16 protein-coding genes are annotated in these 18,776 nt (G+C 71.8%); 8 read left to right on the forward strand and 8 right to left on the reverse strand.

Features of this window, described 5'->3' with window-relative positions; genetic code table 11:
* Nucleotides 1-236: 236 nt before the first annotated feature.
* Nucleotides 237-1,463, forward strand: a complete 1,227-nt coding sequence (locus tag OHN19_RS39225) for a TerD family protein (RefSeq protein ID WP_330269813.1) — start codon at nucleotides 237-239, stop codon at nucleotides 1,461-1,463.
* Nucleotides 1,464-1,467: 4 nt separating this feature from the next.
* Here the strand turns inward: OHN19_RS39225 and OHN19_RS39230 are convergent, their stop codons facing one another.
* Nucleotides 1,468-2,646: a glycosyltransferase gene (locus tag OHN19_RS39230; RefSeq protein ID WP_419249559.1), complete on the reverse strand. Its 1,179-nt coding sequence runs from the start codon at nucleotides 2,644-2,646 to the stop codon at nucleotides 1,468-1,470.
* Between the two features lie 57 nt (nucleotides 2,647-2,703).
* Between OHN19_RS39230 and OHN19_RS39235 the strand changes: the two genes are divergently transcribed.
* Both OHN19_RS39235 and OHN19_RS39240 read left to right on the forward strand, forming a co-directional pair.
* A complete protein-coding gene (locus OHN19_RS39235) occupies nucleotides 2,704-3,492 on the forward strand; it encodes a glutamate racemase (RefSeq protein ID WP_330268761.1) in 789 nt (262 codons plus the stop codon).
* A 136-nt stretch (nucleotides 3,493-3,628) separates the two neighbouring features.
* Nucleotides 3,629-4,177, forward strand: coding sequence for a hypothetical protein (locus tag OHN19_RS39240; RefSeq protein WP_330268762.1), 549 nt, complete (start codon nucleotides 3,629-3,631; stop codon nucleotides 4,175-4,177).
* A 15-nt stretch (nucleotides 4,178-4,192) separates the two neighbouring features.
* On the opposite strand, the gene OHN19_RS39245 is transcribed toward OHN19_RS39240, so the two are convergent.
* Nucleotides 4,193-5,221, reverse strand: a complete 1,029-nt coding sequence (locus OHN19_RS39245) for an O-antigen ligase family protein (protein WP_330268763.1) — start codon at nucleotides 5,219-5,221, stop codon at nucleotides 4,193-4,195.
* A 295-nt stretch (nucleotides 5,222-5,516) separates the two neighbouring features.
* Here OHN19_RS39245 and lnt point away from each other — a divergent pair, with 295 nt between their 5' ends.
* From lnt to OHN19_RS39265, 4 genes are all read left to right on the forward strand, one after another.
* A complete protein-coding gene (gene lnt / locus OHN19_RS39250) occupies nucleotides 5,517-7,130 on the forward strand; it encodes an apolipoprotein N-acyltransferase (RefSeq protein ID WP_330268764.1) in 1,614 nt (537 codons plus the stop codon).
* Nucleotides 7,131-7,219: 89 nt separating this feature from the next.
* Nucleotides 7,220-7,699 carry an NUDIX domain-containing protein gene (locus tag OHN19_RS39255; RefSeq protein ID WP_330268765.1) on the forward strand — a complete coding sequence of 160 codons (480 nt, stop codon included), beginning with the start codon at nucleotides 7,220-7,222 and terminating at the stop codon, nucleotides 7,697-7,699.
* Nucleotides 7,700-7,753: 54 nt separating this feature from the next.
* Nucleotides 7,754-8,554 carry a 3-hydroxybutyrate dehydrogenase gene (locus OHN19_RS39260; protein ID WP_330268766.1) on the forward strand — a complete coding sequence of 267 codons (801 nt, stop codon included), beginning with the start codon at nucleotides 7,754-7,756 and terminating at the stop codon, nucleotides 8,552-8,554.
* A 121-nt stretch (nucleotides 8,555-8,675) separates the two neighbouring features.
* A complete protein-coding gene (locus OHN19_RS39265) occupies nucleotides 8,676-10,595 on the forward strand; it encodes a helix-turn-helix domain-containing protein (protein ID WP_330268767.1) in 1,920 nt (639 codons plus the stop codon).
* A gap of 93 nt (nucleotides 10,596-10,688) precedes the next feature.
* Here the strand turns inward: OHN19_RS39265 and OHN19_RS39270 are convergent, their stop codons facing one another.
* The 5 genes from OHN19_RS39270 to OHN19_RS39290 form a co-directional block, all read right to left on the reverse strand.
* The gene (locus OHN19_RS39270; RefSeq protein ID WP_330268768.1) at nucleotides 10,689-12,089 is read right to left on the reverse strand and encodes an MFS transporter; all 1,401 of its coding nucleotides are present in this window, start codon (nucleotides 12,087-12,089) and stop codon (nucleotides 10,689-10,691) included.
* A 188-nt stretch (nucleotides 12,090-12,277) separates the two neighbouring features.
* Nucleotides 12,278-13,990, reverse strand: coding sequence for a glycerol-3-phosphate dehydrogenase/oxidase (locus tag OHN19_RS39275; protein WP_330268769.1), 1,713 nt, complete (start codon nucleotides 13,988-13,990; stop codon nucleotides 12,278-12,280).
* 81 nt (nucleotides 13,991-14,071) lie between these two features.
* Nucleotides 14,072-15,589 (reverse strand): glycerol kinase GlpK, encoded by a 1,518-nt coding sequence (gene glpK / locus OHN19_RS39280; RefSeq protein ID WP_330268770.1) that lies wholly within the window; start codon nucleotides 15,587-15,589, stop codon nucleotides 14,072-14,074.
* A gap of 62 nt (nucleotides 15,590-15,651) precedes the next feature.
* Nucleotides 15,652-16,500: an MIP/aquaporin family protein gene (locus OHN19_RS39285; protein ID WP_330268771.1), complete on the reverse strand. Its 849-nt coding sequence runs from the start codon at nucleotides 16,498-16,500 to the stop codon at nucleotides 15,652-15,654.
* Nucleotides 16,501-16,702: 202 nt separating this feature from the next.
* Complete coding sequence (locus OHN19_RS39290) at nucleotides 16,703-16,909, reverse strand: hypothetical protein (protein WP_330268772.1); 207 nt, start codon at nucleotides 16,907-16,909, stop codon at nucleotides 16,703-16,705.
* A 122-nt stretch (nucleotides 16,910-17,031) separates the two neighbouring features.
* Between OHN19_RS39290 and dhaK the strand changes: the two genes are divergently transcribed.
* Entirely contained in the window at nucleotides 17,032-18,036 is a 1,005-nt protein-coding gene (gene dhaK / locus OHN19_RS39295; RefSeq protein WP_330268773.1) for a dihydroxyacetone kinase subunit DhaK, read from the forward strand.
* Between the two features lie 276 nt (nucleotides 18,037-18,312).
* On the opposite strand, the gene OHN19_RS39300 is transcribed toward dhaK, so the two are convergent.
* Nucleotides 18,313-18,648, reverse strand: coding sequence for a WhiB family transcriptional regulator (locus OHN19_RS39300; protein ID WP_330268774.1), 336 nt, complete (start codon nucleotides 18,646-18,648; stop codon nucleotides 18,313-18,315).
* Between the last annotated feature and the right edge of the window lie 128 nt (nucleotides 18,649-18,776).

Consider the following 18,776-nt stretch of genomic DNA (forward strand, 5'->3'; position numbering starts at 1 on the left):
TGTCGGCAGTGACGCCGGATCCCCAATGCGAGCGAACTCGGCAAAATAGGACGCGAATCCGGGGTCACTTCGTGTAAAGCCCGAGTTCCCAGGGGGTTACCGGTGGTTGACCGGCGATCTTGCTGTGCGCGGGATGGGAGTTCGCTGTCCCGTGGGAATAGGTTGTGCGGGTAGAACACGAAGGGCCGCCGGGGCGCGTCCTGGCCTGCCGACACCTGATGGGGGCGGACATGTCAATGCCGAAAGGCTCGAACGTTCCGGTGCCCACGACGGCACTGCGCGTCGAATTGGGCTGGCGTTCCGGACCGGGGGTCCCGGACGCGGATGCCTCGGCCCTGCTGCTCGTCGGCGGAAAGGTCCGTTCCGACGCCGACTTCGTCTTCTACAACCAGCCCGCGCACGCCTCCGGCGCGGTCCGTCACGAGGGCAAGCGGACCGACGGCGGCCGGGTGACCGACACCCTGCTCGTCGACCTCGCGCGCGTGGAGCCGTCGATCGAGACCGTCGTGCTCGCCGCCTCCTCGGACGGCGGCACCTTCGCGCACGTCCCGGACCTCTACATCGAGGTACGGGACGCCGCTCAGGGCACCGTGGCCGCCCGGTTCGACAGCACCGGCGCCACCGTCGAAACCGCTTTCGTGCTCGGGGAGTTCTACCGCCGGCAGGGAGCCTGGAAGTTCCGCGCGGTGGGACAGGGCTACGACAGCGGACTGGAAGGACTGGCAACAGACTTCGGGATCACCGTGGACGAGCCCCAGCAGGCGGCGCCCCCGGCGAGCGCGCCCGCACCGGTCGCCCCACCGCCCGCGCCCGCCCCGCAACCGGTCCGCCTGACCAAGGTCACACTCACCAAGGCGGCCCCCTCCGTCTCCCTCACGAAACAGGGCGGCACCTCGGGCGCGATGCGGGTGAACCTCAACTGGCAGGTACGCAAACAGTTCTCGGGGTGGGGCAGCAAACGCGGCCGCGCGGTGGCCATGCACGCGGACCTCGACCTCGACCTGTGCGCCCTGTACGAGCTCGCCGACGGCCGCAAGGGGGTCGTACAGGCGCTGGGCAACGCCTATGGAGCCCTGCACCAGCCGCCGTACATCCATCTCGACGGCGACGACCGCACCGGGGCGGTCGCCGACGGCGAGAACCTCACCGTGAACCTCGACCACCAGCGGGACTTCCGGCGCATCCTTGTTTTCGTCACCATCTACGAGGGCGCACGCTCCTTCGCCGACCTGCACGCCACCGTCACGCTCCAGCCGCAGTACGGCGCCCCGATCGACTTCTCGCTCGACGAGTGCACGGTGCCCTCCACCGTCTGCGCGCTGGCCCTCATCACCAACACCGGCGACGACCTCGTCGTCCAGCGCGAGGCCCGCTATCTGGTGCCCGACCGGGGCGTGAGCCCGCAGCGCACGGTGGACCACGCCTACGGCTGGGGCATGAACTGGACGCCGGGCCGCAAGTGACCGGCTACCTCTCCTCGCCGACCACGGCGTCCGGGCGGGCATAGGTGCGGCCCTTCCAGGCCGCGCCGCGCCCCCGGTAGTGCTGCACCGCCGAGTCGACCGTCATCAGGAGGTAGAGGAACGCGGTGAACGGCAGCAGGGGCGCGAGCCACAGCGGCTGCCGGTAGTAGCGGAGCATGGGGAGGTACGTCCCGGTCATGACCAGCCAGGCGAGACCGCCGAGCACGCAGGTCGCGGCGCTCGCCGTCGCCAGACCCGTGACGACGGCGACTGGCGGGACCAGGTAGACCAGCGCCAGCCCGAGGACCGTGCCGAGCAGCACCAGGGGGTTGTGGCGGAGCTGGGCGTAGGCGCTGCGCGACACCATCCGCCACAGGTCGTGCAGCCCGGGATAGGGGCGCACGCTGTCCACCCGCTCGGCCAGGCCCAGCCAGATGTGGCCGCCCCCACCCTTGACGGCCCTCGCGAGGGCCACGTCGTCGATGACCGCGTGCCGGATGGCGTCGGGGATCCGCGCCCGCTCGGCGGTCTCGGCACGCAGCAGCACACAGCCGCCCGCCGCGGCCGCGGTCCGCGCGCCCTTCCTGCCGATCCGCCGGAACGGATACAGCTGAGCGAAGAAGTAGACGAACGCCGGCACCACGAGCCGCTCCCACAGGCTCTCCACCCGCAGCCGGGCCATCTGCGAGACGACGTCGAAGCCCCCGGCGTGCGCCGCGGCCACCAGGCGCCGCAGACTGTCCGGCTGGTGCGCGATGTCGGCGTCCGTCAGCAGCAGATACTCGGGGCCACGCGCGCGTGCCAGACCGATCCCGTGACGCACGGCCCACAGCTTGCCGGTCCACCCCGCGGGCGGCTCACCCGGCGAGGACACGGTCAGCGGCAGCCCGTCCGCGCGCCGCGCGAGTTCACGGGCCAGCTCCCCGGTGCCGTCCGAGCTGCCGTCGTCGACCAGGAAGACCTCCGCGCGCCCCGGATAGTCCTGGGCCAGGAGGGAAGGGAGGCTCGCGGGCAGCACCTCGGCCTCGTCGCGAGCCGGCACCACCACGGCCACGAAGGGCCAGGCGTCCGGATCCCGCTCCGGCGGGAGCCGCACGTCCGTGCGCCAGAAGAAGCCCTGGCAGAGCAGCAGCCACAGCCAGGCGGCGAGGGATACGGCGGCGGTCCACGCGATGGCGCTCACGCGCGCAGTCTGCCCCACGCGAGAGGCCGTCAAGGGCTCATCGTCTATCGTGACCGGGTGAAGATCGCGCTCTTGGACTCCGGAATCGGTCTGCTCGCGGCCACCGCCGCGGTACGGCGACTGCGCCCCGACGCCGATCTCGTGCTCTCCCTCGACCCCGACGGCATGCCCTGGGGCCCCCGGACCCCCGAGGACATCGTCGGACGCGCCCTGGGCCTCGCCGAGGCGGCCGCGGCCCACGGTCCCGACGCCCTGATCATCGGCTGCAACACCGCCACCGTGCACGCCCTGACCGCCCTGCGGGCCCGCCTCGAACCGGACCTGCCGGTCGTCGGCACCGTCCCCGCGATCAAGCCCGCCGCGGCCGGCGGCGGCCCCTTCGCCATCTGGGCCACGCCCGCCACCACCGGCAGCCCCTACCAGCGCGGGCTCCTCGCGGACTTCGCCGACGGCGTGCCCGCCACCGAGGTGCCCTGCCACGGCCTCGCCGAGGCGGTGGAACACGCCGACGAGGCCGCGATCGACGCCGCCGTCGCCGCGGCCGCCGCCCTCACCCCCGAGGACGTGACGACCGTCGTCCTGGGCTGCACCCACTACGAACTGGTCGCCGAGCGCATCCGTGCCGCCGTACAGCGCCCCGGGCGTCCGCCGCTCGTCCTGCACGGCTCCGCCGGAGCCGTCGCCGCCCAGGCGCTGCGCCGGCTCGGCGAGCAGCCCGCCCCCGAGACCGCGCCCACCGGCACCCTCACGGTGCTGCTGAGCGGCCGCGAGGGCGCCGCGCTGCCCGCGCCCGCCCTGGCCTACGAGGAAGGCCGGCTCCTGGGCACGGCCACGCCCGCCCGCTGACCGCGCGCAACAGCCGGAACGTTCCGCCTGACGGGCGCGCCGCCGACCCGCGTCGGACGGCCGGAAAGCCGCGCCCGGCGCAGTCACTCTCCGCGACGAACTACCCGCGGGGCGAAACCTGAGTAATCTCGTAGGCATGAGGGACCACCCCCACGGCGAGCAGACCTCGCACCACACCGACGTCTGGACCGGTCGCGCATCCAACCGGATCCAGTGGCTGCTGGCGCTCGGCGGCGCCGCGATCGTGGCGCTCGGCATCGAGCTCGCCGTCGACTCGGCGTGGACCTCCGGCGTCGCCCCGCTGGTCATGTCCGTGGTCGGCTGCATCGCGGCCGGACTGCTGGTCCTCTTCCTCACGCTCGCCTTCGTCCATGTCGCCCTCAGGGTCGACATGGAGTGCCTGGAGGTGCGCTGCGGCCACATCGGCGTGCCGCGCCGCCGGATCCCGCTGGCACATGTCGCCGGAGCCGAGTTCGCCCCGCACGTCAACCCGCGCCAGTGGGGCGGCTGGGGCTACCGCTGGCGGCCCGAGAAGGGCACCGCCGTCGTCGTACGCCGTGGTGAGGGCGTGGTGCTGCGGCTGTGGGACGGCCACACGTTCACCGTCACCGTGGACGACGCCGAGGCCGCCGTACGCATCATCCGGGACCGGCTGCGGCCCGGGACCACCGCTCCGCGACGATGATTCCGGGCAGGCCGGTCAGCTCGGGGCCTGCTCCTCGGCCAGCGGGTGAGCGGTCGCCAGGCCCGCCAGGAGTCCCGCGCCTACCGACACCATCGTGAAGCTGAGCGCGTTGCCGACCGCGGCGATCGCCGCCAGCGCCGTCAGGGCCGCCCCCGCGGTCAGGACGACCGGGGTCGAGCGCGGCGAGCGCCACAGCGCGTACAGCAGCCAGCAGAACGCCGCCGCCAGCAGAATGACGCCGGTCACCCCCTGCTCGGCGGCCATCTGGAGCGGCGCCGAGTGCGGTTTCCCGTCGGGCAGCAACGACTGGCCCGCCGCCGTGCTGAGCTCCCCGAAACGTCCCGGTCCCACGCCGAGGGCGGTGTCCTCGCGGGCCAGGCGCAGGGCGTCGTGCCACAGGTCGATCCGGTGCGGGGTGAGCTGGCCGCGCAGCGACTCGGCGAGGCCGCCCGGCACCGCGTTTCCGGCAACCGCCCAGGTCAGACCGGACACCGCGGTCGCGGCCAGGGCGAGGCCGAGGATGCCGGGACCGCGGTGGCGCATGCGGCCCGCCGCGAGCGAGCACAGCAGGACGGCCAGGCAGGTGACCAGCCCGGAGGCCGAGCCCAGGGCGGCCGAGGTCACCGCGATGCCCACGGCCAGCAGCCGGAGGAGGAGCCTCAGGACGAGCGATCCGGTGGTCCACGCGGCACAGCACGCGGCGCCGGCCGCCAGGGTCAGCAGGGCGGCCGTGGCGCCCGCGTGACCGAGCGGTGCGACGATCTCGGGGCCCTGGGCGAGACCGGGCAGCCCCACCGCGAGGCCCAGCGCGGTCAGCGCGGCGGCACAGGGCGCGGCGACCGGCAGCAGTGCCCCCGAGATCCGGCCCGCGGCATAGCCGGCGGCGACGGCCAGCAGGGCGAGCAGAACACCCTCCGGACGGCCGTCGTGCACGGCCGCAGTGATCAGCGACCAGGCGGCACAGGCCCCGAGGACCAGCACGCCCACCACGTCGGAAACGTTTCGTCTGTCGCCGTCCCGCGCAGCACCGGCCACAGACGTCATCCCCGTGGAACCCACCCCGCCCCCCGAACCCCGGTCCCCCGACCTGTGGCCCCGCCGCCCGGACGCCACCGGCCCGTACGACAAGGACTCGGGCACACCGTAACGGCTGATGGTCGATTTGTGGACGAGTTGCGCGGGGTTGCCCGGCAGCGGCACGGTTCGAGCGGTCCGCCGCGCACCACGGTCAGCGGGCGGTCAGCGCGCGGGCGGGTGCTGCTGGTGGCGAAGAAGCCGGTGCGAGTGCCCAGTCGGACCGCGCTGTCGATGCCGAGGTCAACCGCCGTACACTCCCGGAGTGACCGTCACCGCAACTTCCGTGGACGAGTCGGACCAGCTGGAACCGCAGTCCGCGCCCGCCTCTCGCTGGACCGCCCGGCTCCGCCGTCTCGTCCCGGCCGCCGCCGCGGCGCTCTCCGGAGTGCTGCTGTACGTCAGTTTCCCGCCCCGCACCCTGTGGTGGCTGGCCCTGCCCGCCTTCGCCGTCTTCGGCTGGGTGCTGCGCGGCCGTGGCTGGAAGGCGGCCCTCGGTCTCGGTTACCTCTTCGGCCTGGGCTTCCTGCTGCCGCTGCTGGTGTGGACCGGCGTCGAGGTCGGGCCCGGGCCCTGGCTCGCGCTGGTCGCGATCGAGGCGATCTTCATCGCCCTGGTCGGCGTGGGTATCGCGGCGGTCTCGAAGCTGCCCGGCGCACCGGTGTGGGCGGCCGCGGTGTGGATCGCCGGAGAGGCGGCACGCGCGCGTGCGCCGTTCCACGGCTTCCCCTGGGGCAAGATCGCGTTCGGACAGGCCGACGGCGTGTTCCTGCCGCTCGCCGCGGTGGGCGGCACGCCCGTGCTGGGCTTCGCCGTCGTGCTGTGCGGCTTCGGCATGTACGACGTCGTACGGCTGGTCGTGGAGCGGCGGGGGACCGGTGCCGTACGGCGTCCCGCCGCGGCCGTGGCCCTGCTGAGCGTGGTCGTGCCGGTGGTCGGGGCGCTCGCCGCCCGGGGCCTGGTGAGCGACAAGGCCGAGGACGGCACCGTGACCGTCGCGGCCATCCAGGGCAACGTCCCGCGCGCGGGGCTGGAGTTCAACGCCCAGCGCAGGGCCGTGCTCGACTACCACGCGCGCGAGACCGAGCGGCTGGCCGCCGAGGTGAAGGCCGGCAAGGTCGCGAAGCCCGACATCGTGCTGTGGCCGGAGAACTCCTCCGACGTCGACCCCTTCACCGACGCGGAGGCGGCGGCGGTCATCGAGCGGGCGGCCCGGGCCATCGACGCCCCCATCTCCGTCGGCGGAGTCGTCGAGCGGGGCGGCAAGCTCTACAACGAGCAGATCCTCTGGGACCCGGTCAAGGGCCCCACCGACACCTACGACAAGCGCCAGATCCAGCCGTTCGGCGAGTACCTCCCGCTGCGGGGGCTCGTCGGCGCGATCAACAAGAACTGGACCTCCATGGTCCGCCAGGACTTCAGCCGGGGCACCGAGCCGGGCGTCTTCCAGATGGCCAACGCCAAGGTCGGCCTGGTCACCTGCTACGAGGCCGCCTTCGACTGGGCCGTGCGCTCCGAGGTGACCGACGGCGCCCAGCTGATCTCCGTGCCGAGCAACAACGCGACCTTCGACCGCAGCGAGATGACCTACCAGCAGCTCGCCATGTCCCGGGTCCGCGCGGTGGAGCACAGCCGCACCGTCACCGTGCCCGTGACCAGCGGGGTCAGCGCGATCATCATGCCGGACGGGAAGATCACCCAGAGGACCGGCATGTTCGTCCCCGCCTCGCTGGTGCAGAAGGTCCCCCTGAGGTCGTCGGAGACCCCGGCCACCCTGATGGGCACCCTGCCCGAGCTGGTCCTGGTGCTGCTCGCCGCGGGCGGACTCGGCTGGGCGATCAGCATCGGGCTGCGGGGGCGTCGCACCGGGCACGCGTGAGCCGTACGACCGCCCGGCGTGAGCCTGCGTCCGTCCAGTGTCGTCCGGAAGATCACTTGCGGGTCATCGGCGGCGGTTAGGGTCGGCGTATGGCTACCCCTGACTTCATCCGCACCCTCCGGAAGTCCATCGGTCACGACCTGCTCTGGCTCCCCGGCGTCAGCGCCATCGTCTTCGACGACGACGGCAGAGTGCTGCTCAACCGGCGCTCCGACACCGGCAAGTGGTCGATGCTCGGCGGTATCCCGGAGCCGGGGGAGCAGCCCGCGGACTGTGCCGTGCGGGAGGTCGAGGAGGAGACGGGGGTGATCTGCGTCGTCGAGCGGGTCGTCGTGGTCCAGGCCCTCAAGCCCGTCACCTACGTCAACGGCGACATCTGCCAGTACATGGACATCTCGTTCCGCTGCCGGGCCGTCGGTGGTGAGGCACGGGTGAACGACGACGAGTCGCTCGAAGTGGGATGGTTCGCCCTGGACGCCCTGCCGGAGCTGAACGAGTTCGGCATGCAGCGGATCAAGCAGGCGTCGATGGACGCACCCACATGGTTCGAAACCACGAGTTCCGCGTGAAGTATGGGGTGTGACCATATGTGGCGAGGGCGGGACGCTGCCTAGGGTCGGAGCATGACCGCTAGCAGTGCCCTCCCGGGTCCCCACACCTCCACGCTCGACCTCGGCGGCCGTACCGCCCTCGTCACCGGCGCCGCCAGCGGCATCGGCCGCGCCTGCGCGCTGCGGCTCGCGGCCGCCGGGGCCAAGGTGAGAGCGGTCGACCGGGACGCGACGGGTCTGGAGACGCTCTCCGAGCAGGCCGCGGGACTGGCCGGGACGGTCGAACCGCATGTCCTCGACCTCACCGACCTGGACGCCGCCGAGCACGCGGCCGCGGGCACCGACGTCCTCGTCAACAACGCCGGCATCCAACTGGTGCGCCCCATCGAGGATTTCCCGCCCGAGGTGTTCCACACGGTCCTCACCGTGATGCTGGAGGCCCCGTTCCGCCTGATCCGCGGCGCCCTGCCGCACATGTACGGGCAGGGGTGGGGGCGGATCGTCAACGTGTCCTCGGTCCACGGACTGCGGGCCTCGGCCTACAAAGCCGCCTATGTGGCCGCCAAACACGGCCTGGAGGGGCTCTCCAAGACGGCCGCGCTCGAAGGCGCCCCCCACGGAGTGACCTCGAACTGTGTGAACCCCGCCTATGTGCGCACCCCACTGGTCGAGCGGCAGATCGCCGACCAGGCCCGGGCGCACGGCATCCCCGAGGAGCGCGTGGTGTCCGAGGTGCTGCTCCAGGACAGCGCGCTCAAGCGGCTCATCGAACCGGACGAGGTCGCCGAGGCCGTGGCGTACCTGTGCGGCCCGCAGGCGTCCTTCGTCACGGGCACCTCGCTCGTCCTCGACGGCGGCTGGACGGCGCACTGACCGGTGGGGAAGGGGTGGTCCTCCGAGTGCCGCGGAACCGGTGGGTCGTCCGGTCGCTCACCCGGTCCGGAGTTTTCCACAGGCCTGACGGGGTGACCGTGCGATGAGCAATCCTGTGGGCATGTCCAGCGATCACACGCAGTCCGCCGAGCGTTCCGCCGGCAGTGCCGAGGCACCCTTCCTCGCCCTGCTGGCCAGGGGCGCGTCCGCCGACGCCTACGAGCAGCCGGTGCTGCTCGCCCGCGCCGAGGGCAGGCCCGCCGAGCGGATCACCGCGCTCGAGGAGGCCAGGGCGCTCGCCCTGCGCGTACGTGACGAGCTGGAGGGCCGGCGTCGGCGCGAGGCCGAGCTGTCCGCCCTGTTCGAGACCGCCCATGACCTGGCCGGGCTCAGGGACCTGGACGCGGTACTGCGGGCCATCGTGCAGCGCGCGAGGTCCCTGCTCGGCACGGACGTGGCGTACCTGAGCCTGCACGACCCGGCCCGGGGTGACACCTACATGCGGGTCACGGAGGGCTCGGTCGCCGCCCGCTTCCAGCAGCTGCGGCTCGGGATGGGCGAGGGGCTCGGGGGACTGGTCGCCCAGACGGCCCGCCCCTATGTCACCGACGACTACTTCAAGGACGACCGTTTCCAGCACACCCTCACCATCGACTCCGGCGTCCGGGACGAGGGCCTGGTCGCCATCCTCGGCGTGCCGCTGACGCTGGGGCACCACGTCATCGGGGTGCTGTTCGCGGCGGACCGGCGGGCCCGGGTCTTCGAGCGGGAGCAGATCGCGCTCCTCGGCTCGTTCGCCGCCCTCGCCGCGGCCGCCATCGACACCGCGAACCTCCTCACGGAGACCCGCTCGGCCCTGACCGAACTGGAGCGGGCCAACGAGATCATCCGGGACCGGAGCGGGGTCATCGAGCGCGCCTCCGACGTCCACGACCGGCTCGCCGAACTGGTGCTGCGCGGTGGCGGGGTGCACGACGTGGCGGCGGCCGTCTCCGAGATCCTCGACGGCACGGTCGAGTTCACCGAGATCGCACCCGCCGAGGCCCTGGAGACCTCCCGGGCCGAGGGCCACGCCGTACGGCACGAGGACGACTGGATCGCCGCCGTCGCCGCGGGCGGCGAACTCCTGGGCGCGCTCGTGCTGCGCGGCCACCCCGGACTCGACCCCGTCGACCAGCGCACGCTGGAGCGCGCCGCGATGGTCACCTCCCTGCTGCTGCTCGCCAGACGCTCCGCGTCGGAGGCCGAACAGCGGGTGCGTGGTGAGCTGCTGGACGACCTGCTCGACGCCCGCGACCGCGACCCGCGCCTGCTGCGGGAGCGGGCCGCCCGGCTGGAGGCCGACCTCGACGCCACCCACGTCGTGCTGGCGGCGCGGCTCGACGGCCCCGCGGCCGACGCCGACCAGGAGGCCGCCGCCCGCCGACGCCTGTGGTCCGCGGCCTCCCACCTCGCCGCGACCCGGCACGGCCTGGCCGCCGCCCGCGACGGCGGCACCGTCCTGCTGCTGCCCCTGGCCGCCGGGGACACCGCCACCGAACTGGCCCGCCGCACCGCCGGACACCTCGGTACCGCCGTCCATGAGGCGGTCACCGTCGGTGCCTCCGCCCCGGTGCGCGACCTCGCCGTCCACCCGGACGCCGTGGCCGCCGCCTACGCGGAGGGCCGACGCTGCCTCGACGCGCTGCGGCTGCTGGGCCGCTCGGGGGACGGGGCAGCCGCCGAGGACTTCGGATTCCTGGGGCTGCTCCTGGCCGGCGACCGGGACATCGCGGGCTTCGTCGACCGGACCATCGGTCGGGTCGTGGCCTACGACGACCGGCGGGGCACCGACCTCCTGCGCACCCTGGACGCCTACTTCGCCTGCGGGATGAGCCCGGCCCGCACGAAGGACGAGCTGCACGTCCACGTCAACACCGTCGCCCAGCGCCTGGAGCGCGTGGGCCGGCTGCTCGGCGAGGACTGGCAGAGCCCCGCCCGCGCCCTGGAGATCCAACTCGCCCTACGGCTGCACCGGTTGTCGGCGTCGGCACGGCATTGACCCCCGTACGCGCGGGCGTACGGGGGCCGGTCCGGTACAGGGCGGCGGGAGGGGCTCAACCACGGGCTCAGACGAAGGGCTCAGACGACGGGCTCAGGCGGTTCGGGCGTCCGCGGACGGGGACTTGACCGCGGATTCCGGCTCGGCGTCCGGGCCGGCGGCCGGTTCGACGTCGGCCAGGTCCCGGAGGCGGGTCTCCTTGGCGACGCCGACGGCGACGACCGTGAGGACGGCCGCGGCGATGACGTAGAGGGCGATCGGGGTGGAGGTGCCGTAGTCGGACAGAAGCGCGGTGGCGATGAGCGGGGCGGGGGCGCCGGCCGCGACGGAGGCGAACTGTGCGCCGATGGAGGCACCGGAGTACCGCATACGGGTCGCGAACATCTCGGAGAAGAAGGCGGCCTGGGGCGCGTACATGGCTCCGTGCAGGACGAGTCCGACGGTCACCGCGAGGATCAGGTTGCCGAAGCCGCCGGTGTCGATGAGCGCGAAGAACGGGAACATCCAGGCACCGACGCCGACCGCGCCGAGCAGGTACACCGGGCGGCGGCCGATGCGGTCGGACAGGGCGCCCCAGGCGGGGATCACCGCGAAGTGCACGGCCGAGGCGATCAGCACCGAGTTGAGGGCGGTCTGCTTGGAGACACCTGCCGAGGTGGTGGCGTAGACGAGGACGAACGCGGTGATGACGTAGTAGCTGATGTTCTCCGCCATGCGTGCGCCCATCGCCACCAGCACATCGCGCCAGTGGTGCCGCAGCACCGAGACGATCGGCAGCTTCTCGGCCGCACCGTCGCGCGCCGCCTTGCGGGCCTCCGCCTGCGCCAACGCCTCCTTGAACACGGGTGATTCGTCGACGGAGAGCCGGATCCACAGCCCGACGATCACCAGAACACCGGACAGCAGGAAGGGGATCCGCCAGCCCCAGCTGCCGAACGCGGCATCCGACAGGACCGCGGTCAGCAGCGAGAGCACGCCGGTCGCGAGGAGCTGCCCGGCGGGTGCCCCGGTCTGCGGCCAGGAGGCCCAGAAACCGCGCCTGCGCGCGTCGCCGTGCTCGGACACCAGCAGGACGGCCCCGCCCCACTCGCCTCCGAGCGCGAAGCCCTGCACCAGGCGGAGCAAGGTCAGCAGCACGGGAGCGGCGGTGCCGACCGTCGCGTGCGTGGGCAGCAGGCCGATCGCGAAGGTCGCCCCGCCCATCAGCAGCAGGCTCAGCACCAGCAGTTTCTTGCGGCCCAGCCGGTCGCCGTAGTGCCCGAACACCAGGGCGCCGAGCGGGCGGGCGGCGAATCCGACGGCGTACGTCAGGAAGGAGAGCAAGGTGCCCACGAGCGGGTCGGAGTCCGGGAAGAACAGCTTGTTGAAGACCAGGGCGGCCGCGGAGCCGTAGAGGAAGAAGTCGTACCACTCGATGGTGGTGCCGATGAGGCTGGCGGCGACGATGCGCTTCAGGTTGTTCGGCGTCGGGGGAGCGGATGCTGCGGAGGCCATGTGCGCCACTTCCTCGTGTGCGGTGGGGACGGGTACGTGTTCGCACACGGTAGGAACGCCCAGGTCAAGGGCACATGTGGTGGGGCAACATAGTTCGAGGGTTGGCTATCCGTGCGGCCACCATGCCAGCTGACGGAGGGAGAGTCAGGGGCTCAGGGCCCGCTCGTTGGTACTCTCCGAAACCTTGCTCAGTGCACCGGGATGATGTCGGGGGCGTCGAGCCGTACCGCGTCGGCGGTCTGGTCGTCCGGCTGCTGCTGGGCCTCGCGTTCGGCGGCCACCCGCTTCAGGTAGTGGTCGACCTCACGGTCCCGGTGCGCTTGGTCCCATCCCAGGTGAGGCGCCATCAGTTCCACGACGGTCCGCGCCGCGTCCACACCTCGGTCCCAGGACTCGATGGAGATCCGAGTACGCCGGGCGAGCACGTCCTCCAGGTGGCGGGCACCCTCATGGGTCACCGCGTACACGGCCTCGACCCGCAGGTAGTCGTCGGAGCTCGGCAACGGTTCGCCGAGCGAGGAGTCGGCCGCGACCATGGCGAGCAGCTCGTGCACCAGGGAGCCGTAGCGGTTCAACAGGTGCTCGATGCGGGCGACATGCAGCCCGGAGCCCTCGGCGAGGTTGTGGCGGGAGTTCCAGAGGGCCGGATAGCCGTCGGCGCCGAGCAGCGGAACGCGTTGCGTGACGCAGTCGGGCACTTTCTCGTCCAGGCCGCGGGCCGCCTCGTCGACCGCGTCCTTGGCCATCACCCGATAGGTCGTGTACTTGCCGCCGGCCACCACGACGAGACCGGGTACCGGGTGTGCGACCAGGTGCTCCCGTGACAGTTTGCTGGTTTCCGCGGCCTCTCCGGACAGGAGGGGACGCAGACCGGCGTAGACGCCTTCGACATCCTCCGGAGCCAGAGGCGTGGCCAGGACGCTGTTGACGTGTTCCAGCAGGTAGGTGACGTCCTTGGAGCTGAGGGCGGGATGGGCCTTGTCGAGGGTCCAGTCGGTGTCGGTGGTCCCGATGATCCAGTGTCGTCCCCAGGGGATGACGAACAGCACGCTCTTCTCGGTGCGGAGGATGAGCCCGGTGCGGGAGTTGATCCGGTCACGGGGGACCAGCAGGTGTACGCCTTTGGAGGCGCGGACGTGGAACTGGCCGCGCGTACCGGCGAGGGCCTGGGTGTCGTCGGTCCACACGCCGGTCGCGTTGATGACCTGCTTGGCTCGCACCTCTGTCTCGCGGCCGGTCTCCAGATCCGTGACAGCTGCTCCCACCACCCGCTCGCCCTGCCGCAGGAAGCGGCTGACACGGGTGCGGTTGGCGGCCAGCGCTCCATAGGCGACGGCCGTGCGGGCGAGGAACATGGTGTGCCGGGCGTCGTCGACCTGGGCGTCCCAGTACTGGATCGCGCCGACCACGGCGTCGGAGCGCAGCGCGGGCGCCTCGCGCAGGGCCTGGCGCTGGAGCAGGTGGCGGTGGTGGGGCAGACCTCTCGAGGTACCGGAGACCGCAGCCATGGTGTCGTACAGCAGTACGCCGGCGCCGACGTAAGGACGCTCCAGGATCCGGTGTTGCAGGGGGTAGAGGAACGGGACCGGACGCACCAGATGAGGGGCCAGGACCTGAAGCAGGAGTCCGCGTTCCTTCAGGGCCTCGGCGACGAGCCGGAAGTCCAGCATCTCCAGATAGCGCAGGCCGCCGTGGATGAGCTTGCTGGAGCGGCTGGAAGTGCCCGAGGCCCAGTCCCGGGCTTCGACGAGGCCGACCTTCAGGCCCCGGGTGGCGGCGTCCAGGGCCGCGCCCGCGCCGACCACACCGCCCCCGACGACGAGGACGTCGAGCTCGCCCTCTCCCAGTCGGACGAGGGCCTGCGCGCGTGCGCCGGGCGAGAGAGCCGCCGGGTTCGCCATGGTCTCCTCCTCGTGCAGCGGGTGAGGGTGCGGCGGCGCACGCGACTCGGTCGGGCCCGTTCGGTCGCTCCCGGCCGGGACCTATTCGACCTTGGCCCAGTCGAGCGTGCGCTCCACCGCCTTCTTCCAGCCCGCGTATCCTTCCGCGCGCTGTTCCTCGGACCACTGGGGTTCCCAGCGCTTGGACTCCTGCCAGTGGGTGCGCAGTTCGTCCGTGTCCTGCCAGAAACCGGTGGCCAGACCGGCGGCGTAGGCGGCGCCGAGCGCGGTGGTCTCGGCGACGACCGGGCGGCTGACCGGGACGCCGAGGACGTCGGCCTGGATCTGCATGCACAGGTCGTTGGCCGTCACACCACCGTCGACCTTGAGCACGTCGAGGTGGACGCCTGAGTCCTGCTCCATGGCTTCCACCACGTCACGGCTCTGGTAGCAGATGGCTTCCAGAGCGGCCCGCGCCACATGGCCGTTGTCGTTGTACCGGGCGAGGCCGACGATCGCGCCGCGGGCGTCGGAACGCCAGTACGGGGCGAACAGGCCGGAGAAGGCGGGGACGAAGTAGATCCCGCCGTTGTCCTCGACGGTACGCGCGAGGCGTTCGCTCTCGGCGGCATCGTTGATGATCTTCAACTGGTCGCGCAGCCATTGAACGGCGGAACCTGTGACGGCGATGGAGCCTTCGAGTGCGTAGATCGCCGGGCTGTCGCCGAACTGGTAGGCCACGGTGGTCAGGAGGCCGTGCTGGGACCGCACCAGTTCCGTGCCGGTGTTGAGCACCAGGAAGTTGCCGGTGCCGTAGGTGTTCTTGGCTTCGCCGGGCGCGTAGCAGACCTGCCCGACGGTCGCTGCCTGCTGGTCGCCGAGCACACCGGTGATGGGGATGGCCGCCCGCAGCGGCCGGGACGTACGGGTCTGTCCGAACGCCTCCCGGTGGGAGGACGGGCTGATGGTCGGCAGCATCGCCCGGGGAACGCCGAAGAAGCCCAGCAGTTCGTCGTCCCAGTCGAGTGTCTCCAGGTCCATCAGCATGGTGCGGCTGGCATTGGTCACGTCCGTGGCGTGGACGCCACCATCGGGGCCGCCGGTGAGGTTCCACAGCACCCAGGCGTCGGTGTTGCCGAAGAGGGCATGGCCTTGCTCGGCGGCCTCGCGGACTCCGTCGACGTTCTCCAGGATCCACTGGATCTTCCCGCCGGAGAAGTACGTGGCCGGCGGCAGCCCCGCCTTGCGGCGGATGACGTCGCCCCGGCCCGAGCGGTCCAGCGCTGCCGCGATGGAGTCGGTACGGGTGTCCTGCCAGACGATGGCGTTGTAGTAGGGGCGGCCGTTGCGCGGGTCCCAGACGACGGTCGTCTCCCGTTGGTTGGTGATACCGATGGCCGCCAGGTCCTCCGGGGAGAGGTTTCCGTGCCGGAGCGCGTTCTGGATCACCGAGTTGGTGCGCTCCCAGATCTCCACCGGGTCGTGTTCGACCCACCCCGAGCGCGGGAGGATCTGTGAGTGCTCCAGCTGGTGCCTCGCCACCTCGTTGCCGGCATGGTCGAAGATCATGAAACGGGTGCTGGTGGTCCCTTGGTCCACCGCGCCGACGAAGTCCGCCATGGGATGCCGCCTCTCCTTGGGCTCTCCCGGGGCAGCCGGATCACGGCAACCCCGGGAGCCGGTCAGTTCTCGTCCGGGGCCGGGACCCGTCCGGGGGGCTCCGGCTCAGCGGTCGGCAGGAACCGGCCGATGAAGAACTTGTACAGGCCCGCTCCCAGCAGACCTCCGATCAGCGGACCGACGATCGGCACCCAGAAGTAGAAGTTCCCGTACTGATCTCGCCACGCTCCGCCGTATCCGGTGAGGAAGCTGGCCAGCCGGGGACCGAAGTCGCGTGCCGGGTTGATCGCGTAACCCGCGTTGGTGCCCCAGGCCATACCGATGGCCACGACGATCAGACCGACGATGAACGGCGCCAGGTTGGCGCCGGGGGGCGTGTTGAGCAGGTCCGTGACCGCCAGGATCAGGAGCAGCAGGATCGCGGTGCCGATGATCTGGTCGCGGAATGCGCCCCATTCATGGACCGGCAGGTTCGGGTTGCCGTTGGCGGGCAGCGTGGAGAAGACGCCCTGTGTCTTGATCGTGTGGGTGGGGTCCGCCTTCGCCAGCGCCTCGGTGTAGTTCCACCGGACGAGCAGGGCTGCCACGAAAGCGCCGGCTGTCTGGGCCAGCGCGTAGGGAGCCACTTTGCTCCACGGGAAGCCCTTGAACGTCGCCAGCGCGACGGTCACCGCGGGATTGAGGTGCGCACCGCTCAGCCTCGCCGCGACGTACACACCCAGGGTGACGCCAAGGCCCCAGGCCCAGGCGATGCTGTCGTGGTTTCCCAGGCCGCCCGCCGGATCCGTGAGGGCCCCGCCGGCGACTACCTGAGCCACGACGCCACAACCGAAGAGGATGAGGATCATCGTGCCGACGAATTCCGCTGCGAGCTCGCCGACCAGTCCTGATCTCTTGAGTCGCTCAGCCATGGGTGCCCGCTTCCCGCCGGCCCAAGGGTCGGCCGTCGACTGCCCCGAGTCCTCGAAAACATCGTAGGACCGGCCGGAGCCAAACGCGCGCGGGACGATGCTGCCCGCTGCCCGGCCAGGGAGGAGACGGAGGCGGGAGACATCGGGGCTGCCATGAATGGTCCGCTGCGACTGTGACCGCCGCTTCTGCACCAGCTCACGATCACCGGCCGGCAAGTGGCTGCGAAGCGCCTTCGGCGCCGATGTGGTCGCGACGAACCCGGACGGGTTCCTTGTCGTCAGCCCGGGCAGGCACTGCGCCGACGGCAACGGGGTGGGCTCCCAGGACCTGCGGCGCTTCGGCGGCGCCTGCTTCGCCGTCCACGAGGCCGCCGCGGCGCTCCAGCGAGCATGCATCGCGAATGTTCACGGCGTGACGGCACACTGGTCGTGGGGCGTGCGATCGCGAACGCGCCCGCCTGTCCGGCGATGCCTAGCCACGTGAGGACACTGGGCGGAGGCTCGGCCGCCGGTTCCCACCCGGGAGGTGCCATGAAGATGCTGATCAACAGTCCGGAGAGCGTGGTCGCCGATGCCCTGTGGGGGATGGCTGCCGCCCACCCGGAGCTGGACGTGGACGTGGAGCGGCGGGTGGTCGTACGGCGAGACGCGCGGGAGGGCGGGCGGGTCGGGCTGGTGTCCGGCGGCGGTTCCGGGCACGAGCCGCTGCACGCCGGGTTCGTCGGGTACGGGATGCTGTCGGCCGCGTGTCCCGGAGAGGTGTTCACCTCGCCCGTCCCGGACCAGATGCTGCGCGCGGCAAGCGCCGTCGAGGCCGGGCAGGGCGTGCTGTTCGTCGTCAAGAACTACACCGGGGACGTGCTGAACTTCCAGATGGCCGCCGAGCTCGCCGAGGAGGACGGCGTAAGGGTCGAGCGCGTCCTGGTCAACGACGACGTCGCCGTCACCGACAGCACGTACACAGCCGGGCGGCGGGGCACGGGGGCGACCCTGTTCGTGGAGAAGATCGCCGGGGCGGCCGCCGAGGAGGGCGCACCGCTGGAGCGGGTGGCCGCGATCGCCCGGCGCGTCAACGAGTGCTCGCGCAGCTTCGGTGTGGCGCTCAGCGCCTGCAGCACTCCCGCGAGAGGAGGCCCCACCTTCGACCTGCCGGACGAGGAGATGGAGCTCGGGGTCGGGATCCACGGTGAGCCGGGCCGGGAACGGCGCGCGATGATGCCTGCCCGAGAGATCGCGGAGGTCGCGGTGGGCGCCGTACTCGACGAGCTGGGGGAGATGACTCCGGCCGACGGGCCGGTACTGGCCCTGATCAACGGGATGGGAGCGACGCCGCTGCTGGAGCTGTACGGGTTCCACGCCGAGGTGGTCCGGCTGCTGGAGGCCCGGGGAGTGCCGGTGGCGCGGGCGCTCGTGGGCAACTACGTCACGTCGCTGGACATGGCGGGCTGCTCGGCGACACTCTGCCGGGCTGACGAGGAGATGCTGCGGCTGTGGGACGCACCCGTGCAGACCGCAGCGCTGCGCTGGGGCCGCTGAGCCCGTGGTGCGGTGGAAGCGGCCCCGCTCACGCGGCGGGTTCACCATCGAACTCCGTCTGAGCGCCGACGGCAGCTGCCGCCTGCTGTCCTTTCGCGGACCTTCTCCAGGACCACGCCGCTCCCTGAGAGGCGGCGGCATCTGCCGACGGGCCCAGCGGCGGGTGCCGCGATGCGGCCTGGTCAGTGTCGGTCGGCGCACCGAGGTCCCGGGGCTGGTTCCGTGCCGGCTTCGGCGCTGCAGCGGCGGCATCCCCCGAGGGGCCCCGTTCCCCGCTCAGCAGACCGCGGGAAGTGGACGGACCTTGTCTGTGCCGGGGGCAGCGGTGTGGGGCTGTTCTTCGTGCTCGGCGCGGGCCAGTTCGAGCAGGCGTTGCCACGACGTCACGGTCGGTCGGCGGCGCAGCAGAGCTCGCCTGTCGCGTTCGGTCATGCCACCCCACACGCCGTGCTCGATGCGGTGGTCCAAGGCGTAGGCCAGGCACTCGGTGCGGGAGGGGCAGCCGTTGCACACCGCTTTCGCGCGATTCTGTGCCGCGCCCTCGACGAACAGCTCGTCCGGATCAGCGGTCCGGCACAGCCCCCGCTCACTCCAGTCGGAACTCGATATCACTCCGGCACGTCCTCTCCCCGATACGGCCCAGTGCCTACGCCGCGGCTACATGCGGCAGGCATGTGACAGTACGGGAGTACGCACCCGTGATGCAGCGGTGGCCGAACGGCCTAACTCCTTCGAGTGAC

Origin of the sequence: Streptomyces griseorubiginosus (assembly GCF_036345115.1) — a bacterium.
Classification (GTDB): domain Bacteria; phylum Actinomycetota; class Actinomycetes; order Streptomycetales; family Streptomycetaceae; genus Streptomyces; species Streptomyces griseorubiginosus_C.

Coding starts and splice junctions, on each gene's coding strand:
- OHN19_RS39225 (WP_330269813.1), top strand. CDS start 237: ATGCCGAAAGGCTCGAACGTTCCGGTGCCCACGACGGCACTGCGCGTC.
- OHN19_RS39240 (WP_330268762.1), top strand. CDS start 3,629: ATGAGGGACCACCCCCACGGCGAGCAGACCTCGCACCACACCGACGTC.
- OHN19_RS39245 (WP_330268763.1), bottom strand. CDS start 5,221: ATGACGTCTGTGGCCGGTGCTGCGCGGGACGGCGACAGACGAAACGTT.
- OHN19_RS39255 (WP_330268765.1), top strand. CDS start 7,220: ATGGCTACCCCTGACTTCATCCGCACCCTCCGGAAGTCCATCGGTCAC.
- OHN19_RS39260 (WP_330268766.1), top strand. CDS start 7,754: ATGACCGCTAGCAGTGCCCTCCCGGGTCCCCACACCTCCACGCTCGAC.
- OHN19_RS39265 (WP_330268767.1), top strand. CDS start 8,676: ATGTCCAGCGATCACACGCAGTCCGCCGAGCGTTCCGCCGGCAGTGCC.
- OHN19_RS39270 (WP_330268768.1), bottom strand. CDS start 12,089: ATGGCCTCCGCAGCATCCGCTCCCCCGACGCCGAACAACCTGAAGCGC.
- OHN19_RS39275 (WP_330268769.1), bottom strand. CDS start 13,990: ATGGCGAACCCGGCGGCTCTCTCGCCCGGCGCACGCGCGCAGGCCCTC.
- glpK (WP_330268770.1), bottom strand. CDS start 15,589: ATGGCGGACTTCGTCGGCGCGGTGGACCAAGGGACCACCAGCACCCGT.
- OHN19_RS39285 (WP_330268771.1), bottom strand. CDS start 16,500: ATGGCTGAGCGACTCAAGAGATCAGGACTGGTCGGCGAGCTCGCAGCG.
- dhaK (WP_330268773.1), top strand. CDS start 17,032: ATGAAGATGCTGATCAACAGTCCGGAGAGCGTGGTCGCCGATGCCCTG.